At 69.4% G+C, this 15,980-nt stretch carries 12 protein-coding genes; 5 read left to right on the top strand and 7 right to left on the bottom strand.

Annotated features, from left to right (window positions below):
* Positions 1–31: 31 nt before the first annotated feature.
* Both ABTW72_RS15240 and ABTW72_RS15235 read right to left on the bottom strand, forming a co-directional pair.
* Positions 32–628, bottom strand: coding sequence for a VanZ family protein (locus tag ABTW72_RS15240; protein WP_350859002.1), 597 nt, complete (start codon positions 626–628; stop codon positions 32–34).
* 274 nt (positions 629–902) lie between these two features.
* Positions 903–2,378 carry an arabinofuranosidase catalytic domain-containing protein gene (locus ABTW72_RS15235; protein ID WP_350859000.1) on the bottom strand — a complete coding sequence of 492 codons (1,476 nt, stop codon included), beginning with the start codon at positions 2,376–2,378 and terminating at the stop codon, positions 903–905.
* Positions 2,379–2,583: 205 nt separating this feature from the next.
* On the opposite strand from ABTW72_RS15235, the gene ABTW72_RS15230 reads away from it, so the two are divergent.
* On the top strand, positions 2,584–3,597 hold the full coding sequence (locus ABTW72_RS15230) for a LacI family DNA-binding transcriptional regulator (protein WP_350858997.1): 1,014 nt from the start codon (positions 2,584–2,586) through the stop codon (positions 3,595–3,597).
* Positions 3,598–3,607: 10 nt separating this feature from the next.
* On the opposite strand, the gene ABTW72_RS15225 is transcribed toward ABTW72_RS15230, so the two are convergent.
* From ABTW72_RS15225 to ABTW72_RS15210, 4 genes are all read right to left on the bottom strand, one after another.
* The gene (locus ABTW72_RS15225) at positions 3,608–5,320 is read right to left on the bottom strand and encodes an amylo-alpha-1,6-glucosidase (protein ID WP_350858994.1); all 1,713 of its coding nucleotides are present in this window, start codon (positions 5,318–5,320) and stop codon (positions 3,608–3,610) included.
* A 56-nt stretch (positions 5,321–5,376) separates the two neighbouring features.
* On the bottom strand, positions 5,377–6,201 hold the full coding sequence (locus ABTW72_RS15220; RefSeq protein WP_350858991.1) for a carbohydrate ABC transporter permease: 825 nt from the start codon (positions 6,199–6,201) through the stop codon (positions 5,377–5,379).
* Positions 6,198–7,037 carry a carbohydrate ABC transporter permease gene (locus ABTW72_RS15215; protein WP_350858988.1) on the bottom strand — a complete coding sequence of 280 codons (840 nt, stop codon included), beginning with the start codon at positions 7,035–7,037 and terminating at the stop codon, positions 6,198–6,200. The genes ABTW72_RS15220 and ABTW72_RS15215 overlap by 4 nt, the downstream gene beginning before the upstream one ends.
* A 150-nt stretch (positions 7,038–7,187) precedes the next feature.
* Complete coding sequence (locus ABTW72_RS15210; protein ID WP_350858985.1) at positions 7,188–8,426, bottom strand: sugar ABC transporter substrate-binding protein; 1,239 nt, start codon at positions 8,424–8,426, stop codon at positions 7,188–7,190.
* Between the two features lie 300 nt (positions 8,427–8,726).
* Between ABTW72_RS15210 and ABTW72_RS15205 the strand changes: the two genes are divergently transcribed.
* Both ABTW72_RS15205 and ABTW72_RS15200 read left to right on the top strand, forming a co-directional pair.
* Positions 8,727–10,562 (top strand): RICIN domain-containing protein, encoded by a 1,836-nt coding sequence (locus ABTW72_RS15205; protein WP_350858983.1) that lies wholly within the window; start codon positions 8,727–8,729, stop codon positions 10,560–10,562.
* 259 nt (positions 10,563–10,821) lie between these two features.
* Positions 10,822–12,321 carry an arabinofuranosidase catalytic domain-containing protein gene (locus ABTW72_RS15200; protein ID WP_350858981.1) on the top strand — a complete coding sequence of 500 codons (1,500 nt, stop codon included), beginning with the start codon at positions 10,822–10,824 and terminating at the stop codon, positions 12,319–12,321.
* A gap of 83 nt (positions 12,322–12,404) precedes the next feature.
* On the opposite strand, the gene ABTW72_RS15195 is transcribed toward ABTW72_RS15200, so the two are convergent.
* Complete coding sequence (locus ABTW72_RS15195) at positions 12,405–13,739, bottom strand: extracellular catalytic domain type 1 short-chain-length polyhydroxyalkanoate depolymerase (RefSeq protein ID WP_350858978.1); 1,335 nt, start codon at positions 13,737–13,739, stop codon at positions 12,405–12,407.
* A gap of 252 nt (positions 13,740–13,991) precedes the next feature.
* On the opposite strand from ABTW72_RS15195, the gene ABTW72_RS15190 reads away from it, so the two are divergent.
* A complete protein-coding gene (locus ABTW72_RS15190; RefSeq protein ID WP_350858976.1) occupies positions 13,992–14,999 on the top strand; it encodes a PaaX family transcriptional regulator in 1,008 nt (335 codons plus the stop codon).
* A gap of 445 nt (positions 15,000–15,444) precedes the next feature.
* Positions 15,445–15,980 (top strand): endo-1,4-beta-xylanase (locus tag ABTW72_RS15185; RefSeq protein WP_502892209.1); only part of this gene is annotated, 536 nt, incomplete at its 3' end.

Here is a 15,980-nt window from a genome sequence, read left to right as displayed (position 1 = left end):
TGTCAGCTCTGGTGGTGGTTGACCGCGGCGCTCAGCCTCCCGCTGCCGGGGCCGGCTGAGGTCGGCGATCCGTGGACGTGTCGGGTGAGTCGCGCCACCAGCGGCGGGACGCCAGTGCCGCCAGCCCGGCGCCGGTGGCGTTGAGCAGGACGTCGTCCACCGACGACACCCGGTCCAGCCGCAGGACGTACTGGGCGGTCTCCACCAGGACCGAGCAGCCGGCCGCGAGGACCAGGATCCGCGGCACCGATGCCAGCGCCGGGAACCGCAGCGGGGCTAAGAACCCCAGGGCCGCGAAGACCAGCAGGTTGCCGACGACCTGGACCGTCGCCGTCAGCGGCCCTCCGTCGGAGAAGATCGTGAGCAGGTCGCGCAGCGGCACCACTGTCACCCGGCCGGAGATGGCGCCTGCCTGCTCACCCGGCAACATGATCATCCAGACCCACGGCACGGTGCCGTAGACGATGCCGACGTCGGCCAGCGACGTCCGCCACGCCGACGTGGCGCCGGCGGCACGTCGGCGGCTTGCCAGGGCCCACACCGCCAGCGCGGCCAACGGCAGAACGACCACCGTGACGAGGACGACGCCGTTGAACGTACCGAACCAGCCGTGCCAACCCCTGACCATGCGACCCCCCGCTGCTCGCCCAGCCCCGAAACCTACCCGGCCCGGGTGGCGGGCGGACGCCCGTTCGTGACACCCGCGCGGCCTGGCGACCGCAGCGAATGCTCTGCTGCGGTCGCCGCTCGTCTGACCAGAGCTGGTTGTTCGGTGCGTCATATACGAAGCAAGGGCGTCGCGCGATGGAGTGCCAGGGCTGTCGTCGTTGCGGGAGGTCGACGGCCGTGCCGCCCTCGTGAAGCTCGTGGGGGCGGCACGACCGACCGATCGTGCGGTGGGGTCAGCTGCGGGTGGACCACCGCTGGTTGGTACCGCCGTTGCAGGCCCAGAGGATGAGCTTGGTGCCGTTGGCGGTGGCAGCGCCGTTGGCGTCGAGGCACAGCCCCGACTGGACGCCGGTGATGGTGCCGTTGGAGTTGAGGTTCCACTGCTGGTTGGTGCCGCCGTGGCAGTCCCAGATGATGGCCTGGGTGCCGTTGGTGGTGCCCTGGCCGAAGGCGTCGAGGCACTTGTTGCCGTACACCTGGAGTTGTCTGCCGGCGGTGTAGGTCCAGCGCTGCGCGGTGTTGCCGGTGCAGTCCCAGAGTTGCACCTGGGTGCCGTTGGTGGTGCTGCCGTTCGGTACGTCGATGCAGCGGCTGGACTGGGCGCCCACGACCTGGACGTTCTGTTGCGGGTTGCCGCCGCCGGCCGGCGCGTAGGCGGCGGCGTTGATGTTGGCCTGGACGGCGTTCTCGGTGGCCGCCGTCGGGTAGCCGGAGGTCAACACACCCTCGAAGAACGTGCCGCGACCGGTGATGCTGTTGTCGCCGCCGATGCCGAGCAGGATCGCACCTTCCTTCTTCATCGGGTGGTAGCCGTTGGGGCGTGGCCCGTCGAAGTAGGTCGTCAGGCTGCCCGACTGGGCGTTGCCGCCCCGGATCGCCCAGTGGTTCGGCTCGCCCTTGACCATGGCGGTGACGAAGCGGTGGTTGATCGACGCGATGTTGTTGTAGCCCGCGTTGACGCCGGAGAACAGCCCCCACTCCAGGTCGGCCATGATCCAGGGGCCGGCTCCCGCCCCGTAGCCCCACTGCTTGTTGGCGCCGAAGTAGACGGTCTCCATGATGGCGCGCTCGTCGGCGAGGTTGTTGGTCTGCGCGTTGCCGTAGTCGAAGCAGCACCACTGGTTGTAGTGCGTGCCGTCGACGACCGCGTAGATGCCCTCGGGCTGGTCGCCGGTCGCGACACCGTTGGTGTTGTTGTTGCGGTAGCCGGTGCCGGGGGCGATGTAGACGCCGTACGCCTTCTGGCCGCCGACGGTGACCGGTGCCGCCTTCGCGTCGGCGAGGTTGTCGAATCCGCCGGGAGCGGGGCCGACGAAGTAGCCGGGGGGCGCCTGGGTGAGGCGGTTGTTGCGGCCGGACTGGTCGTAGATAATCGTGATGACGCAGTTGCTGTTGGCGCAGAACGTGTCCTGGGTGGCGGCGTTGGCGTAACCACCCTCGCTGAGCACACCGACGTCGCGGGTGGTGTTGTCCGACGACCGTCGGACCTGGTAGAGCGGGCCGTTGTACGCGCCGTACAGCGCGCGGGTGGTGCTGTGGGCGGCCACGCACGGCGTGCCGCCGGAGGCGTAGATGTCACACGGACCCGTGCCGGCGGCGTGGGCGACGCCCGGCGCGTCCGAGACCACATAGGCGCCGGCGCCGACGACGAGGACGAACAGGGTCCCGGCGGCGGCCATCAGGCGACCCAGTTTTCTGTTCACTTTCATCGGATCCTTCCGGGTGCGCGGTGAGGGTGGGGTGCGGCGGTGGAATTGACGTAACACGTCATACCTGTGACATTAATGGTCGTCCATCTGTTAGCGCTAGTTGGCACGCGTTGGTCATCGATCGATGAGCCTGAGGACGGATATGCTGGTCGGCGGAGCAAGGTGCGTCCCCGTGTCGGGGCAAAAATCGATTCGAGGGCGATTGATGAACATCGGGGAGATCGCTCGCCGGGCGGGGGTGTCCCGCAGCACCGTCTCCTACGTGCTCAGCGGAAAACGCAGCGTGTCGGAGGCGACCCGGCAACGGATCCAGTCGGTCATCGACGAGCTGGACTACCGGCCGAACGCCAGCGCCCGTGCTCTCAAGGAGGGGCGCACCCGCACCCTCGGGCTGGTCATCCCGCCCGCGAGCCAGCGGTTGACCGACATGCAGCTGGGCTTCGTCGCCAGCGTCGTCGAGGCCGCCGCCCGCCACGACCTCGACGTGCTGCTGTCCCCCTCCGGTGGCGACCATGACCGGTCGTTCGAGCGGATCGTCACCGGGCGTCGGGTGGACGGCGTGGTCCTCATGGAGATCCGGTTGGCGGACGACCGGGTGACCCGGCTGACCAAGGCCGGTCTGCCGTTCGTCACCATCGGCCGGACCGCCGAGCCGCACGGGATGAGCTGGATCGACATCGACTACGCCGGGCTGATCGCCCGGTGCGTGCAGCACCTGGCCGACCTGGGGCACCGGCACGTGGCACTCGTGAACCGGTCCGCCGAGTTGGTGGCCGCCGGCTACGGCCCCAGCCATCGCGCGCTGACCGGCTTTCGTGCGGCGGCGGTGGAGCGGGGGTTGACCGGCGTGGAGGTGTGCAGCGGCGACGACACCGCCTCCGGCGAGGCGTGTATGGAGCAACTGCTCGCGACGCACCCGGAGGTCACCGCGGTGGCCACCATCAACGAGGCCGCACTGCCCGGAATTCAGCGCGCGTTGACCGGCGCCGGGCTGTCCGTGCCACGCGACTTCTCCGTCACCGGAGTCGCCGCCCAGCACTGGGCGGAGGATTTCCGCCCGCCGCTGACCGCCGCCGACGTGCCGATGGTCGAGATGGGCGCCGAGGCGGTGTCGCTGCTTCTGGAGATCATCGCGGCTCCCGGCGCCGTGCCACGACACCGCCTGTACAGCCCGCCCATTTCGTTGCGTTCCAGCACCGGGCCGGTCCGGGGCCGCTGATCCGATCCGGCTACCCGCCTCTGACCCGCCGTTCCTCCTGGGCGGCGGCGAGGATGAGATAGCTGCTGGCGGTCCAGGTGTAGGCGCGGTCCCGCAGCCCGGTGCCGGTCTCGGCGTCGAAGTTCTCCGCGAAGCCCGACTTCTCGCACAGCGCGAGGAACCGCCGACTGATGTCGTCGGCGATCCTGGTCTGCCCGGCCCGGCGCAGGCCGTCCTCGACCAGGACGGTGGAGGGCGCCCAGATCGGGCCACGCCAGTATCCGTCGGCGAGGTAGTGGGCCGAGTCCGTCGGCTCGGTGGCCAGCCCGTGGGTGGTCAGGTGGGTTTCGACGCCGCGCGCCAGCGCGGCGGCGACCGGGGCCGGCAGGTCGGCCCCGAGTGCGACGGGCATCAGGTCGAGCAGGCTGCGGCTGGGCCGCCGCTGCCCGGTGTGGGGGTTCCGGGCGCAGAACCGTTCGCCGTCCCACAGGTCGCGCAGCATGGCCCGATGGATCCGGTCGGCCTCCCGGGACCAGCGGGTGGTGGACTCACCCAGCTCGCTGGCGAGGTCGACGAGGCAGCGAAGCTGCGAGACTAGGAACGCGGCGAGGTCAGCCGTCTCGAGGACCCGGTTCTCGTCGAAGGTGGTGGCGTTGTCCCAGCCGCTGTCGTTGCCGTGCTGGTAGTGCGGCAGGTCGTGGCCGGGGGCGCGCCGCGCGTCGAGCCAGAACCCGGTCCAGCGGGCGAGCCGGTCGTACGTCTGCGCCAGCGCCGCCCGGTCCGGCTGCTGGGGAAGGCGTCGGCGCAGGTGCCGGAGGGCCCAGCCGTGGATGGGCGGTTTGACGTAGTTGTGCAGGACCTCGGAGTGGGTGACCGAGTCGGGGAGGGCGCCGGCCTCGTCCTGGTGGTCGAAGGGCAACTGGAACTGGTGCCAGGCCAGCTCCGGCTCTCCGGCCGCCAGGGCGATCGCGTTGAAGCAGTGGTCCCAGCTCCACACCTTGTCCATCCAGTGCTTGGACATCAGGACGGCCGGCCGGGTGACGAAGCCCGCCGGGGCGACAGTGGCCGACCACAGGACGTACGCGGCCAGCTCGGCGGCCGGGGTCTCCGGGCCGCGCCAGGGCGCGATCGCGTCGACGAACGCGGTGAACTCCGCGAACCGGTCGCGGCACAACCGCTCGAAGGTGACTGCGGCGGCGTACGGGCGGCGGGCGGTGGCGTACTCCTCGATCGCGATCTCCCAGGGCTGGTCGCCGGGAAGGTCCAGGGAGCGGTCGGCGGTGCCGAGCGCCTGCGCGCCGTCGGTCCGCAGCAGTGCGCCGGAGAGCACCGTGATCCGGTAGCGGCGACCGGTCTCGTACGAGGTGAACACATGTGATCCGTCGACCGGATCGGCGTACAGGTAGGTCCCGCTGAACGGGGTGAGGGTGTGCGCGGCCGCGGCCACCCGCAGGCCGAGCCGGTGGCCCCGGATCCGCAGGGTGTCCGGCCCGTCGTAGACGGCCTCGATCCGGTCGGCCCCGTTGCACCAGGTCAGCAGCGCGGGTGTGGCGACGACGGTGGTGCCGGCGATCGTGGGGGTGAGCCGCAGTACGGGGTGCAGCCCGGTCTGGTGGGAGACCAGGTGCAGATCGTCGGCGAACGTCTTCTCGGCTACCACCGGGGAGATGTTGAACCAGGATCCGCGGTAGCTGAAGGGGATGTCCTGAATTCCGAACTCCGGACCGGACGGGGCGGCGGTCATGGGTGGCGGGTGCCTTTCTGTGGTGCGGGTGGTCAGTCCTCGACCGCCGCGGATGGTCAGTCCTTGACGGCGCCGGCGGTGACGCCCATTGAGACGTACCGCTGCGCCAGGATCAGCAGCACGGCGGCGGGGATCGAGGCGACGACGGCGGTGGCCATGATGGCGTTCCACTGCTGGTTGTTGTTGCCGATGTAGTGGTAGATGCCGAGGGTGATCGGCTGGTGGTCGCCGCCGCCGGCCAGGGTCGAGGCGAAGATGAAGTCCGACCAGGACCACAGGAACGCGAAGAGCGACACCGTGACGATCGAGTTGCGGCTGACCGGCAGCACGACGGACCAGAAGGTCCGCAGCCGACCGGCGCCGTCGACCACGGCGGCCTGGAGCAGCTCGTCGGGGATGCCGGACATGAAGGCCGTGAAGATCAGGACAGCGAACGGCACCGCGAGCGTCGTGTCGGCCAGGATCAGGCCGGGCAGCGTGTTGAGGACGCCGAGGGTGAGATAGATGGCGTAGAAGCCCATCGCCATGATGATCCCCGGGATCATCTGCGCGATCAGCAGCAGGAAGCTCAGCGCCGGGCCGCCCGGTGGCCGGAGCTTCGCCAGCGCGTAACCGGCGGGCGCGGCCAGCGCCACGGTCAGCGCCACCGTGCCGAGACCGACCAGGAAGCTGGTGCCGAGGTACGGCAGTTGCTGGTCGAGCACCGCCCGGTAGCCGTCCAGGGTGCCGTCGGTGGGGAACAGGTGTGGGGGACTGGCCCGCATGTCCTGGTCCCGGGTGAAGGACACATTGATCATCCAGTAGACGGGGAAGAGCATCAGCCCGGTCAGCACCAGGCCGACGCCGGTCTTCCACCAGGCCCGAGGGGTCGAGGTGGTCATCGCAGCTGCTGCCTCCGCTCGAACCGGATGTAGACGAGGCCGGCGATCAGAGCCAGCACGATGAGCAGGTTCCCGATGGCCGCGCCCGGGCCGAACTCGGGCAGCAGGTTGCCGAAGCCGAGCCGGTACGACCAGGTGGCGAGCGTTGCCGAGGAGCCGGTCGGGCCCCCCTTCGTCATGATCCAGATAATGTCGAAGACCTTCAGCGTGTAGATCAGCCCCAGCAGCAGCGTGATCAGGGAGACGGGGCGCAGCAACGGGAAGGTGATCCCCCAGAACCGCTGCCACCCCGTCGCGCCGTCGAGCGCGGACGCCTCGTACATCTCGGTCGGGATCGCCTGTAGGCCGCTGTAGAGCACCACCAGGTTGAACGGGATGCCGATCCAGACGTTCGCGATGATCACCGAGGTGAGTGACCAGCCCGGCGAGGTGAGCCAGTTGACCGGGTCGATCCCGACGACGCCGAGCGCCGCGTTGACCAGCCCCGAGTCGCTGTTGAGCAGCCACGACCAGGTCGACGCCGAGACGATCAGCGGCAGCAGCCACGGTACGAGGATCAGCGCCCGTAGCGTGCGCGACAGCGGGAAGTGCTGGTGGAAGAAGAGGGCCAGGGCCATGCCGATGGTGAACTGGAAAGCGAGCGAGGCCGCTGTGAAGACCAGTGTGTGCGTCAGCGTCGGCCCGAATGCCGGGTCGGTCAGGACCGTTCGGTAGTTGTCGAGGCCGGCGAAGGGCGCCCCGCCCTGCACGAACGAGCGGACTGTGTACTCGCGCAGGCTCAACTCGACGTTGCGGTAGAGCGGGTAGGCGTAGAAGGCAGCCAGGTAGATGGTCACGGGTGCCAGGAAGCCCCACGCCCACCATCGGCTGGGCCGGCGGGCACGGGACGGGGGAGGCCCGGGTGGGGCGGCGGTCGCCGCCCCACCCTGGTCCCGTACGGCGGTGGAGGTCTCTGACGTGGAGGGCATGGTGTCGGTTCGGATCGCTTACCTGGTCGCGGCGGCGGTCTGCGCGGCGGCCAGTGCCTCCTGTGGCGACTTTCCGCCGCTGAGGGCCGACTGCACCGCGGTCCACAGCGCCTCGGAGATCTTCGGGTACTTCGTGCCGAGGTCGTCACCGGTGCGGCCCTTGGCTGCCCGCACCGCCTCCACCCAGACCTTGAGCTTGGGGTCCGCGGTGGCCTGCCGCTCCTGTACGGCGGCGACGGGCGCGACGTAGGAGAGCGTGGTGTCCGTGGTGAGGAGGTTGTCGGCGTTGGTCAGGCAGGTGACGAGCTTCTGCGACGTCTCGTACCGGCCGGTCTTCTTCTGCACCGGAATGGAGACGAACTCGCCGCCGGTGGGCGCCGGGGCCGGGCCTCCCGCGCTGGCCGGGATCGCGATCGTGCCGTACGAGAAGCCGAGCTTCTCCGCGTTGGCCAGTTGCCAGGTGCCGTTCTCGGCGAACGCGTAGTCGCCGGTGGCGAACTCCTGCCAGCTCGTGGTCTGGGTGTTGTTGATGACGGAGTTCGGCGCGTGGCCCTGCTTGAGCCAGTCGGTCCAGAGCGTCAGCGCGGACACTGCCTGCGGCGAGTCCAGACTGGTCAGTTGGGCACCCGATCCCCAGAACCAGGGTAGGAACTGGAAGCTGCCCTCCTCGGTGCCGATCGCGGAGAAGGTGATGCCCTTCTTCCCCTTGGCCTTGACCTTGGTCAGTGCCGCAGTCAGTGAGGTCCAGTCCTTGACGGCGGCGGGATCGACGCCGGCGGCGGTGAGCAGATCCTTGTTGTAGTAGAGGGCGAGGGTGTTCGCCCCGATCGGCACCCCGTAGGTCTTGCCGTCGCTCTGGCCGGCGCCGAGCAGGTTCTTCTCCATGGCCGAGACGTCCAGCTTGTTGTCGTCGGTGGTGGTGAGCGCCCCGGCCTCGGCCAGAGTTGAGATGACCGGGTTGTCCACGATCAGCACGTCCGGTGAGTTTCCCTGCTGGGCGGCGAGCAGCGCCTTGTTGGTCAGGTCGGTGGTGTCGTAGCCGGTCCGCTCGACCGTCACCCCGGCGGCGCTGCCGCACTTCTTGAGCAGCGCGACCCACTCGGAGTCGTCGGCGAACTGCGGATACGGGTCCCAGACGAGGTAGGCACCACCGTCGGCGGGGCCGTCGGCGGACGACGAGCAGGCGCTGCCCGTCACTGCGGCGAGAGCTATCACGGCGACGGCGGCCAGGCGCCGCCGACGACTGAGTCCGGTCATGTGGTGCCTCACTTCAAATCGTTCGTCAGGTGGGGTGTGTCGGGTTGATCGTCGCGGGTTGGACCAGTCCAACCATGAGGCGAACCGATTCGACGAATCGGTTCGCCCGAAGATAGGTCTGGCTGTAGCCGGGGGTCAAGGGTTGGTTGGTCGAGTCGAGGGGATCGCTGGGCAACATGGGCGTTACCGCGTCGTCACTTCATTGACATGGTTCAGTTCCCGGTCCTACGATCCGTGCGAATCGATTCGCAAGTGCTGCCCTCCGGAGAGCGTCCCCCGCGCCCCACCAAGGAGCCGCCCGTGACAACCCCGTCCCGCAGCAGGTCAGGACGAGCCCGCACGTTCGTGGCCCGACTCGTCGTCGGCCTGCTCGCCGCCGCTGCCGCCGTCACCGTCGTACCGGCCGCCGCCCAGGCCGCCGACGAGTCGTTCAGCGTCAACTTCGCCACCACCAACGGGGCGCCGACCTACCGCGCCTCCGGCTGGATCTACGGCATGACCGAGAACGCCAGCGGTCCGGCCGACCACTTCTACCGGGACGTCAAGTTCCAGTACATGCGCGGCGGCGGCGCGCAGCTCCCCGGCAGTGGCTGGGTCGGCGGCACCTACGACCGTCGCTGGAACTCCACAGTCGCCCAGGCGCGTCGGACCACCGCCCTCGGCGGGAAGTTCATCATCCTGCCGCACGACCTCTGGGGTGCCGACGGCGCCGGAATCTCCCGCTTCCCCGGTGACAACGGCAACTGGACCGACTACGACAACTTCCTGACGCGCCTGATCAACGACGTCCGGGCGTCCGGCCTGTCGGTGCAGTGGGACATCTGGAACGAACCCAACATCACCATCTTCTGGAACCGGCCGATCTCCCAGTACCTCGAACTGTGGCGGCGGACCTACCAGCGCATCCGGGCGGAGTTCCCCAGCCAGCTCATCGTCGGGCCGAGCTGCGCCTGCGTACCGTCGACCACGCACACCTTCTGGAACCAGTACCTGGACTTCGTCCGCTCGACCAACACGGTTCCGGACATCATCAGCTGGCACTCGTTGCCCGGTGACCCGGTCGCGAACGTCGCCGCCGCCAACGCCACCCTCGACCCGCGCGGCATCGCCCACCCGCGTCCGTACCAGATCAACGAGTACGGCGCGCCCGACGAGCAGAACCCGGCCGACGGCGCCTGGTACATCGCGCGGCTGGAGCGGGCCCGGGCCGACGGCCTGCGGGCGAACTGGGCCAGCGGCGGCAGCCTGCACAACGACCTCGGCAACCTGTTGATCCGTAACTCGGCCGGCCAGCACCAGCCCAAGGGGGAGTGGTGGAACTACCGCTACTACGCCTCCCAGGTCGGGGAGATCGTCGCGGTGACCCCCAGCCAGTCGTACGACGCGTACGCCACGAAGGCCGCCGGGGTGGCGAAGGTGCTGGTCGGCGGTGGTCGTACCACCGGGAACCTGACAGTCAACCTGCAACGCCTGGACACCACCAGCGGCATCGTGCAGAACAACCAGGTCCGGGTCCTCACCCAACGCATCCCGCACAACGGTGGCGGTGCGGTGGCGGGGCCGGTCACGGTCTCGAACAGCGTGGTCGGGGTGTCCAACAACAACGCCACCGTGACCCTGCCGTACACCAACCAGAACGACACGTACACCGTCACGCTGCTGCCCCCCTCGGACGGTGGCTTCCAGTCGGTGGCGGTGGCCCAACATTCCCAGCAGTGCCTGAACAATGCCGGCCTGAGCCCCGCCGACGGCAACGTCCAACAGCAGAACTACTGCGACGGCGGTGACCAGCAGCTCTGGAACTTCCGCCCGGTCGCCGGTGTGGCCAACGCCTACACGGTGGTCAACCAGCAGAGCGGCAAGTGCCTCGACGTCAGCGGCGTCTCCACCGCCGATGGCGCGGCCGTGCACCAGTGGACCTGCCTGAACAGCCTCAACCAGCAGTTCACGCTGCGCAAGGTGACCTACTCGGGCAACGACTCGCACGACTACCAACTCGTCGCCCGGCACAGTGGCAAGTGCGTCGATGTCAACGCGGTCTCCACGGCGGCCGGCGCGCTGGTGCACCAGTGGACCTGTAGGGCGGTCAACCAGGGCAGCCCGTTGAACCAGACGTGGCGGCTCCTGGGGCGGTAGGCGCCCCGGGGGAGGTGGTGCGCTGGCCGTCCGCCCCACGGGTCAGCGCGCCACCCCGCCATCACATTCATTGACATGAATTCAACAAAGGTCATACGATTCGCTGCGAATCGATTCGCATCGCCGCCACCACCCCCGTGCGCGTCGACACCCCCACCGCGCTTCCACGACTCCGAGGAGCCACCTCGTGCGAACCCCGTCCCCCACCGGGCCAGGAAAAGCCCGTGAACTCATCCCGAGACGTCGTCGTGCCCGACGGATGACCGCCCTGGCGGGTGCGCTGGTCGGCGTTCTCGTCGGCATCGGCGCCACCCCCGGTGCCCCGTCGCCGATCGCCGAGGCCGCCGCCCCGTTGGCGGCCGCCATCCAGCCGGGGCAGAGCACCCCGATCGTCGGTACGCCGTCCGGCCGCTGCCTCGAAGTGCCCAACTCCAGCACCACCAACGGCACCCAGACGCAACTCTGGGACTGCAACGGCAGCGCCGGCCAGACCTGGACGTGGACGTCGGCCAGGCAACTCCAGGCGTACGGCAACAAGTGCCTGGACGCCTCCGGCCGTGGCACCGCCAACGGCACCCAGGTGATCATCTGGGACTGCAACGGCCAGAACAACCAACAGTGGAACGTCAACAGCAACGGCACCATCACCGGCGTCCAGTCCGGGCTGTGCCTCGACGCCAACGCCGCCGCCACCGCGAACGGCACCAAGATCATCCTCTGGGCCTGCAACGGTGGCGCCAACCAGCAGTGGGCCTCGCCGACCACCACCCCGCCGCCGACCAACCCGCCGACCGGCGCGCGTCCGTGCGACATCTACGCCTCCGGCGGCACCCCGTGCATCGCGGCGCACAGCACCACACGAGCGCTCTACGAGGCGTACGCCGGCAACCTCTACCAGGTCCGACGCTCGTCGGACAACACGACCCGCAACATCGGGCTGACGGGAACCGGCGGCACCGCCAACGCGGCGACGCAGGACTCGTTCTGCTCCGGCACGACCTGCGTGATCACTGTCGTCTTCGACCAGTCCGGGCGCGGCAACGACCTCTGGTACCAGGGGTCGAGCGTCGTTCCGGGCTCCCCGCAGAGCAAGCCGGCGATCGCGACCTCGGAGACGCTAACCGTGGGCGGCGCGAAGGCGTACTCGCTCTACATCAACCCCGGTAACAGCTACTGGCGCGACGGGCACCTCACCGGCGTGCCGACCGGCGCGGCACCCGAGGGCATGTACATGGTGACCAGCGGGACCCACGTCAACAGCGGTTGCTGCTTCGACTACGGCAACAGCGAGACGACCAGGAAGGCCGACGCCGCCGGGGCGATGGACGCCATCAACTTCAGCAGGCAGTGCTGGTTCGGCGGCTGCTCCGGCAGTGGGCCCTGGGTGCAGGCCGACCTCGAGTGGGGTCTCTTCCCGGGCGGCAGCAGCTCCTGGAACCCGAACCAGCGCGCGTTCCCCAGCAAGTTCGTCACCGCGACGCTGAAGAACAACGGCACGACCCGGTTCGCCATCAAGGGCAGCGACGCGCAGGCCGGCAGCCTCTACACGCTGTACGACGGCTCGCTCCCGCCGGGATACAGCCCGATGAAGAAGCAGGGCGCGATCATCCTGGGCAGTGGCGGCGACTGCTGCAAGCCCGACGGCGGCGCGAACCTGAGCGCCGGCACCTTCTACGAGGGGGCGATGGTCGCGGGCTATCCGTCCGACGCGACCGAGAACGCCGTGCAGGCCAGCGTGGTGACCGCCGGTTACCGCTGATCCTGGCGACGCCGAACGAGTCGTGCGCCGGTCACCCCGAAGTGGTGACCGGCGCACGCTCGCGGGCGGCGTCGAGCCGGGGTTCAGGCGACGGTGCAGGACGCGCCGTTGAGGGTGAACGAGGACGGTCGGGTGTTGTTACCCGTGTGGGTGGCCTGGAAGCCGAAGCTCACCGAGCCGTTGGCGGGGATGCCGCCGTTGTAGGCGACGTTGCGGGCCGTCACCTGCCCCGAGTTGGGCGAGTAGGTGGCGTTCCAGCCCGAGGTGATGGTCTGCCCACCCGGCAGGGTGAAGACCAGGGACCAGCCGTTGACGGCGCTGGTGCCGGTGTTCGTGACGGTGATGTTCTCGGTCAGCCCGGTGTTCCAGGCGTTGACGTCGACCGTCACCCGGCAGGCGCCGGACGCCGGCGGCGGGGTGGTCGGCGGCGGTGTGGTGGGGGGCGGTGTGGTGGGGGGTGGCGTGGTCGGGGGTGGCGTCGTGGGGTCGGTCAGTCCGAAGAACGCGATGGCGGACGCGGCCATGCCGCCGGAGGGCAGGCTGTGTCCGGCCCCCTGGATGCTGTAGGCCTCGACCTGGACGGTGCCGCCGCTGTCGGCGTACCGGCGCCGGTTCCAGTTGGCCTGGGGTGTGTCGGTGGAGGTGGGTGTCTGGCTCAGCCCGAACACGTTGGTCCACTGCTCGATCGTCTCCTGCAACAGCGAGTACGGCACGAGCGTGTCGTTGGTGCCGTGCCACAGCTGCACGCGCGGGCGGGGCCCGGAGTAGCCGGGGTACGCCTGGCGGACCGCGTCGCCCCACTGCTGCGGGGTCCGGTTCATGTTTCCGCCGGTGCACTGGCTGCTGGTGGGCGGGAAGTCCGCCGCGTTGGCAAAGCAGTTGAACGGCACGCCCATGAACGCGGCGCCGGCCTTGAACAGGTCGGGATAGAGGGCGAGCATGTGGTTGGTCATCATGCCGCCGGACGAGCTGCCGGTGGCGTAGACCCGCTCGGGATCGGCCGCGTACTGCTGCTGCACGTACCGGATCATCGAGACGATCGACACCGGGTCGCTGCCGCCGCCACGTCGCTTCGCGGCGTCCGACCAGACGTCGAAGCAGTTGCCGAACCCGGCCTGCTGGGTGGCGGACGGGTAGATCACGATGTACCCGTAGCGGTCGGCGAGGCTGGCGAACTCGCTCCCGGAGTAGAAGCCGGGGCCGGACCCGCCGCAGCCGTGCATCGCCACCACGACCGCCGGCCGAGTCGGGCGGTTGTCCGGCACGTAGACGTGCATGCGCATCCGGCCCGGGTTGTCACCGAAGCTGGTCACCTCGGTCAGTGACGCCGCGTACGCGGGCCCGACCGTGGGGGCCACCAGGCCGGCTGCCACCAGTGACGCGGCCAGGGCGAGTAGCAGTTTCCTTCTGATTCTCAACGGACGACTCCTTCGATTGCCTGTGCAGGCTGGATTGGCCGTGCGATCCGGTCGCGGGTCTGCCCGACTCCCGCGGTGATCGCACGCTGCCCGCTACCTGTGGCTCGCCCAGCCCGGCTTCGGATGGCATCGCGTGGCAATTAGTGTTCCCCTCGGGCCAACAAGTGTCAATCGAGGCTTCTCTATTTATGACGAGTCGCGGAGGTCCGTCTAGAGTCGTCTTACCGTCCCCCCGAGGAGCACGGAGCGTCTGTGGCAAGCCTCTTCGACATCGACGAGATCTATCCGGACGACGGAGACCAGCCACTCCGGCTGCCCCGTCGGCAGGTCGGCAACTCGCCCCAGGGTGTCGCGGTGACCCTGTTGGCGGACTACACACTGCGGACCCGGGTCGCCCTCCCGTCGGCGGCCATCGTCGCGCTGCTCGGGGAGACCGGCGTGACGACGGCCGGAGCGCGGACCGCGATCAGTCGGTTGGCCCGCCGTGGCGTGTTGGAGGGCAGTCGACTGGGGCGGCGCAGCTCCTACCGGCTCAGCCGCGCCGCCGCCGCCAACCTCTCCGCCGGCGGGCAGTGGATTCTCGCCTCCACCACCTCGACGGCGCGGTGGGACGGGTGTTGGACGATCGTCGCCTTCTCGCTGCCGCAGGATCGCAGTACGCAGCGCCGGGCCCTGCGGGCGCAACTCCGGTGGCTCGGTTACGCGCCGCTGTACGACGGCTTGTGGATCTCGCCGCAGGAGTTGACTTCCGCGGCTCGGGCCGAGCTCGACCGGCTCACCCTCGGTGCCGTGACGGTGTTTCGTGGGCGGCAGAGCGCGCTCGCCTCGACCATTCACCGCGCGCCGATCGAGGCCTGGGACATCGAGGCGATCGGTCGGAGCTACGACGCGTTCCTCCGGCGGTGGACGCCGCTGCTGCCCGGGGTGCGGTCCGGGCAGATCGACGGTGCGGCTGCGGTGCGGGCCCGTACCGAGGTGATGGACACCTTCCGGCGTTTTCCCGTCCTCGACCCGCAGTTGCCCGTGGAGCTGCTTCCACGGGACTGGCTCAGGGGCCCGGCGCGGGAGTTGTTCGCGGCCGTCTACGACGGCCTCGCCGCACCCGCCGAGCGACACGTCCGGGCGGTCGTCGAGCGGTTCGCCGACGCCGCGCAGCCCGGCATCGCGGCGCACACCACCGCCGACCTGGTCGCCGGAGTCCGTGCCGACGTGGACCCGGCGCAGCCGTCTGCGAGTGGCTCGGCTGCCGCGCGCTCGTGAACGGCCAGCAGTCGTGGCCACGACTGTGAGCGATAACAGGGTTGCCGTCCGGCGTGGCCTGGTCGGTGCGGTGCTACGACTCGTCCGCCGGTCGCGCGGCGGCTGAGCACTGTTGCTCTGGACGCTTGGCACCGGGCGAAACGCGGTGTTCCGGGAGATCGGCGTGAACGGCCCGTTACGTCTTGACGAACGGCATGTTATCGCTCACTCTCGATATAGAGGACGATCGTTCCCGTGGCTCACCGGGCGAGCCGCACGGGTCGTACCTCCGATCACGACGTCCGCAAGGGCATGCGGCCGTCACCTCGGGACCCGGCAGTTGCCGGCGGCAGCCTTCTCGGACCGTGCGTGCTGATGCCGGGCGGCCAGGAAGACCGTCCCGATCGGTCGCCCCGAGCGAAGTGGCACATCACCACCACCGATGCAACCACTGAAAAGGAACGCCATGAAACCCATGAGAACGATGCTGGCGGCGGCGACCATCGCCGTCGCCCTCACCACCGGTATGACGGTGGCGCTGACTCCCGCATCCGGTGCCGGCACGACCCTGAAGGCGGCCGCCGCCGAGAAGGGCCGCTACTTCGGCGCCGCCGTCGCCACCGGCAAGCTCTCCACCAGCGCCTACACGACCATCCTGAACCGCGAGTTCAACAGTGTCGTGGCCGAGAACGAGATGAAGTGGAGCTCCACCGAGCCGCAACAGGGAGTGTTCACCTACTCCGGTGGTGATCGCCTGGTCAGTCACGCGCAGGCCAACGGCATGAGCGTGCGGGGCCACACGTTGTTGTGGCACGCACAGCAGCCGGGCTGGGCGCAGGGCATGTCGGGCAGCGCGTTGCGCAACGCGGCGATCAACCACGTCACCCAGGTGGCGACGCATTACCGAGGGAAGATCCACTCGTGGGACGTGGTGAACGAGGCGTTCGCCGACGGTGGTAGCGGTGGGCGTCGTGACTCGAACCTGCAGCGCACCGGCAACGA

It is taken from the genome of Micromonospora sp. NPDC127501, assembly GCF_040302185.1.
Lineage (GTDB): Bacteria > Actinomycetota > Actinomycetes > Mycobacteriales > Micromonosporaceae > Micromonospora.
Note: the sequence above shows the minus strand (reverse complement) of the source record. Positions and strands in the feature narration are given on the sequence as shown.

Excerpts from the sequence above, each read along its gene's own strand:
- ABTW72_RS15230 (WP_350858997.1), top strand. The coding sequence starts at position 2,584 with ATGAACATCGGGGAGATCGCTCGCCGGGCGGGGGTGTCCCGCAGCACC.
- ABTW72_RS15225 (WP_350858994.1), bottom strand. The coding sequence starts at position 5,320 with ATGACCGCCGCCCCGTCCGGTCCGGAGTTCGGAATTCAGGACATCCCC.
- ABTW72_RS15210 (WP_350858985.1), bottom strand. The coding sequence starts at position 8,426 with ATGACCGGACTCAGTCGTCGGCGGCGCCTGGCCGCCGTCGCCGTGATA.
- ABTW72_RS15235 (WP_350859000.1), bottom strand. The coding sequence starts at position 2,378 with ATGAAAGTGAACAGAAAACTGGGTCGCCTGATGGCCGCCGCCGGGACC.
- ABTW72_RS15240 (WP_350859002.1), bottom strand. The coding sequence starts at position 628 with ATGGTCAGGGGTTGGCACGGCTGGTTCGGTACGTTCAACGGCGTCGTC.
- ABTW72_RS15220 (WP_350858991.1), bottom strand. The coding sequence starts at position 6,201 with ATGACCACCTCGACCCCTCGGGCCTGGTGGAAGACCGGCGTCGGCCTG.
- ABTW72_RS15200 (WP_350858981.1), top strand. The coding sequence starts at position 10,822 with ATGACCGCCCTGGCGGGTGCGCTGGTCGGCGTTCTCGTCGGCATCGGC.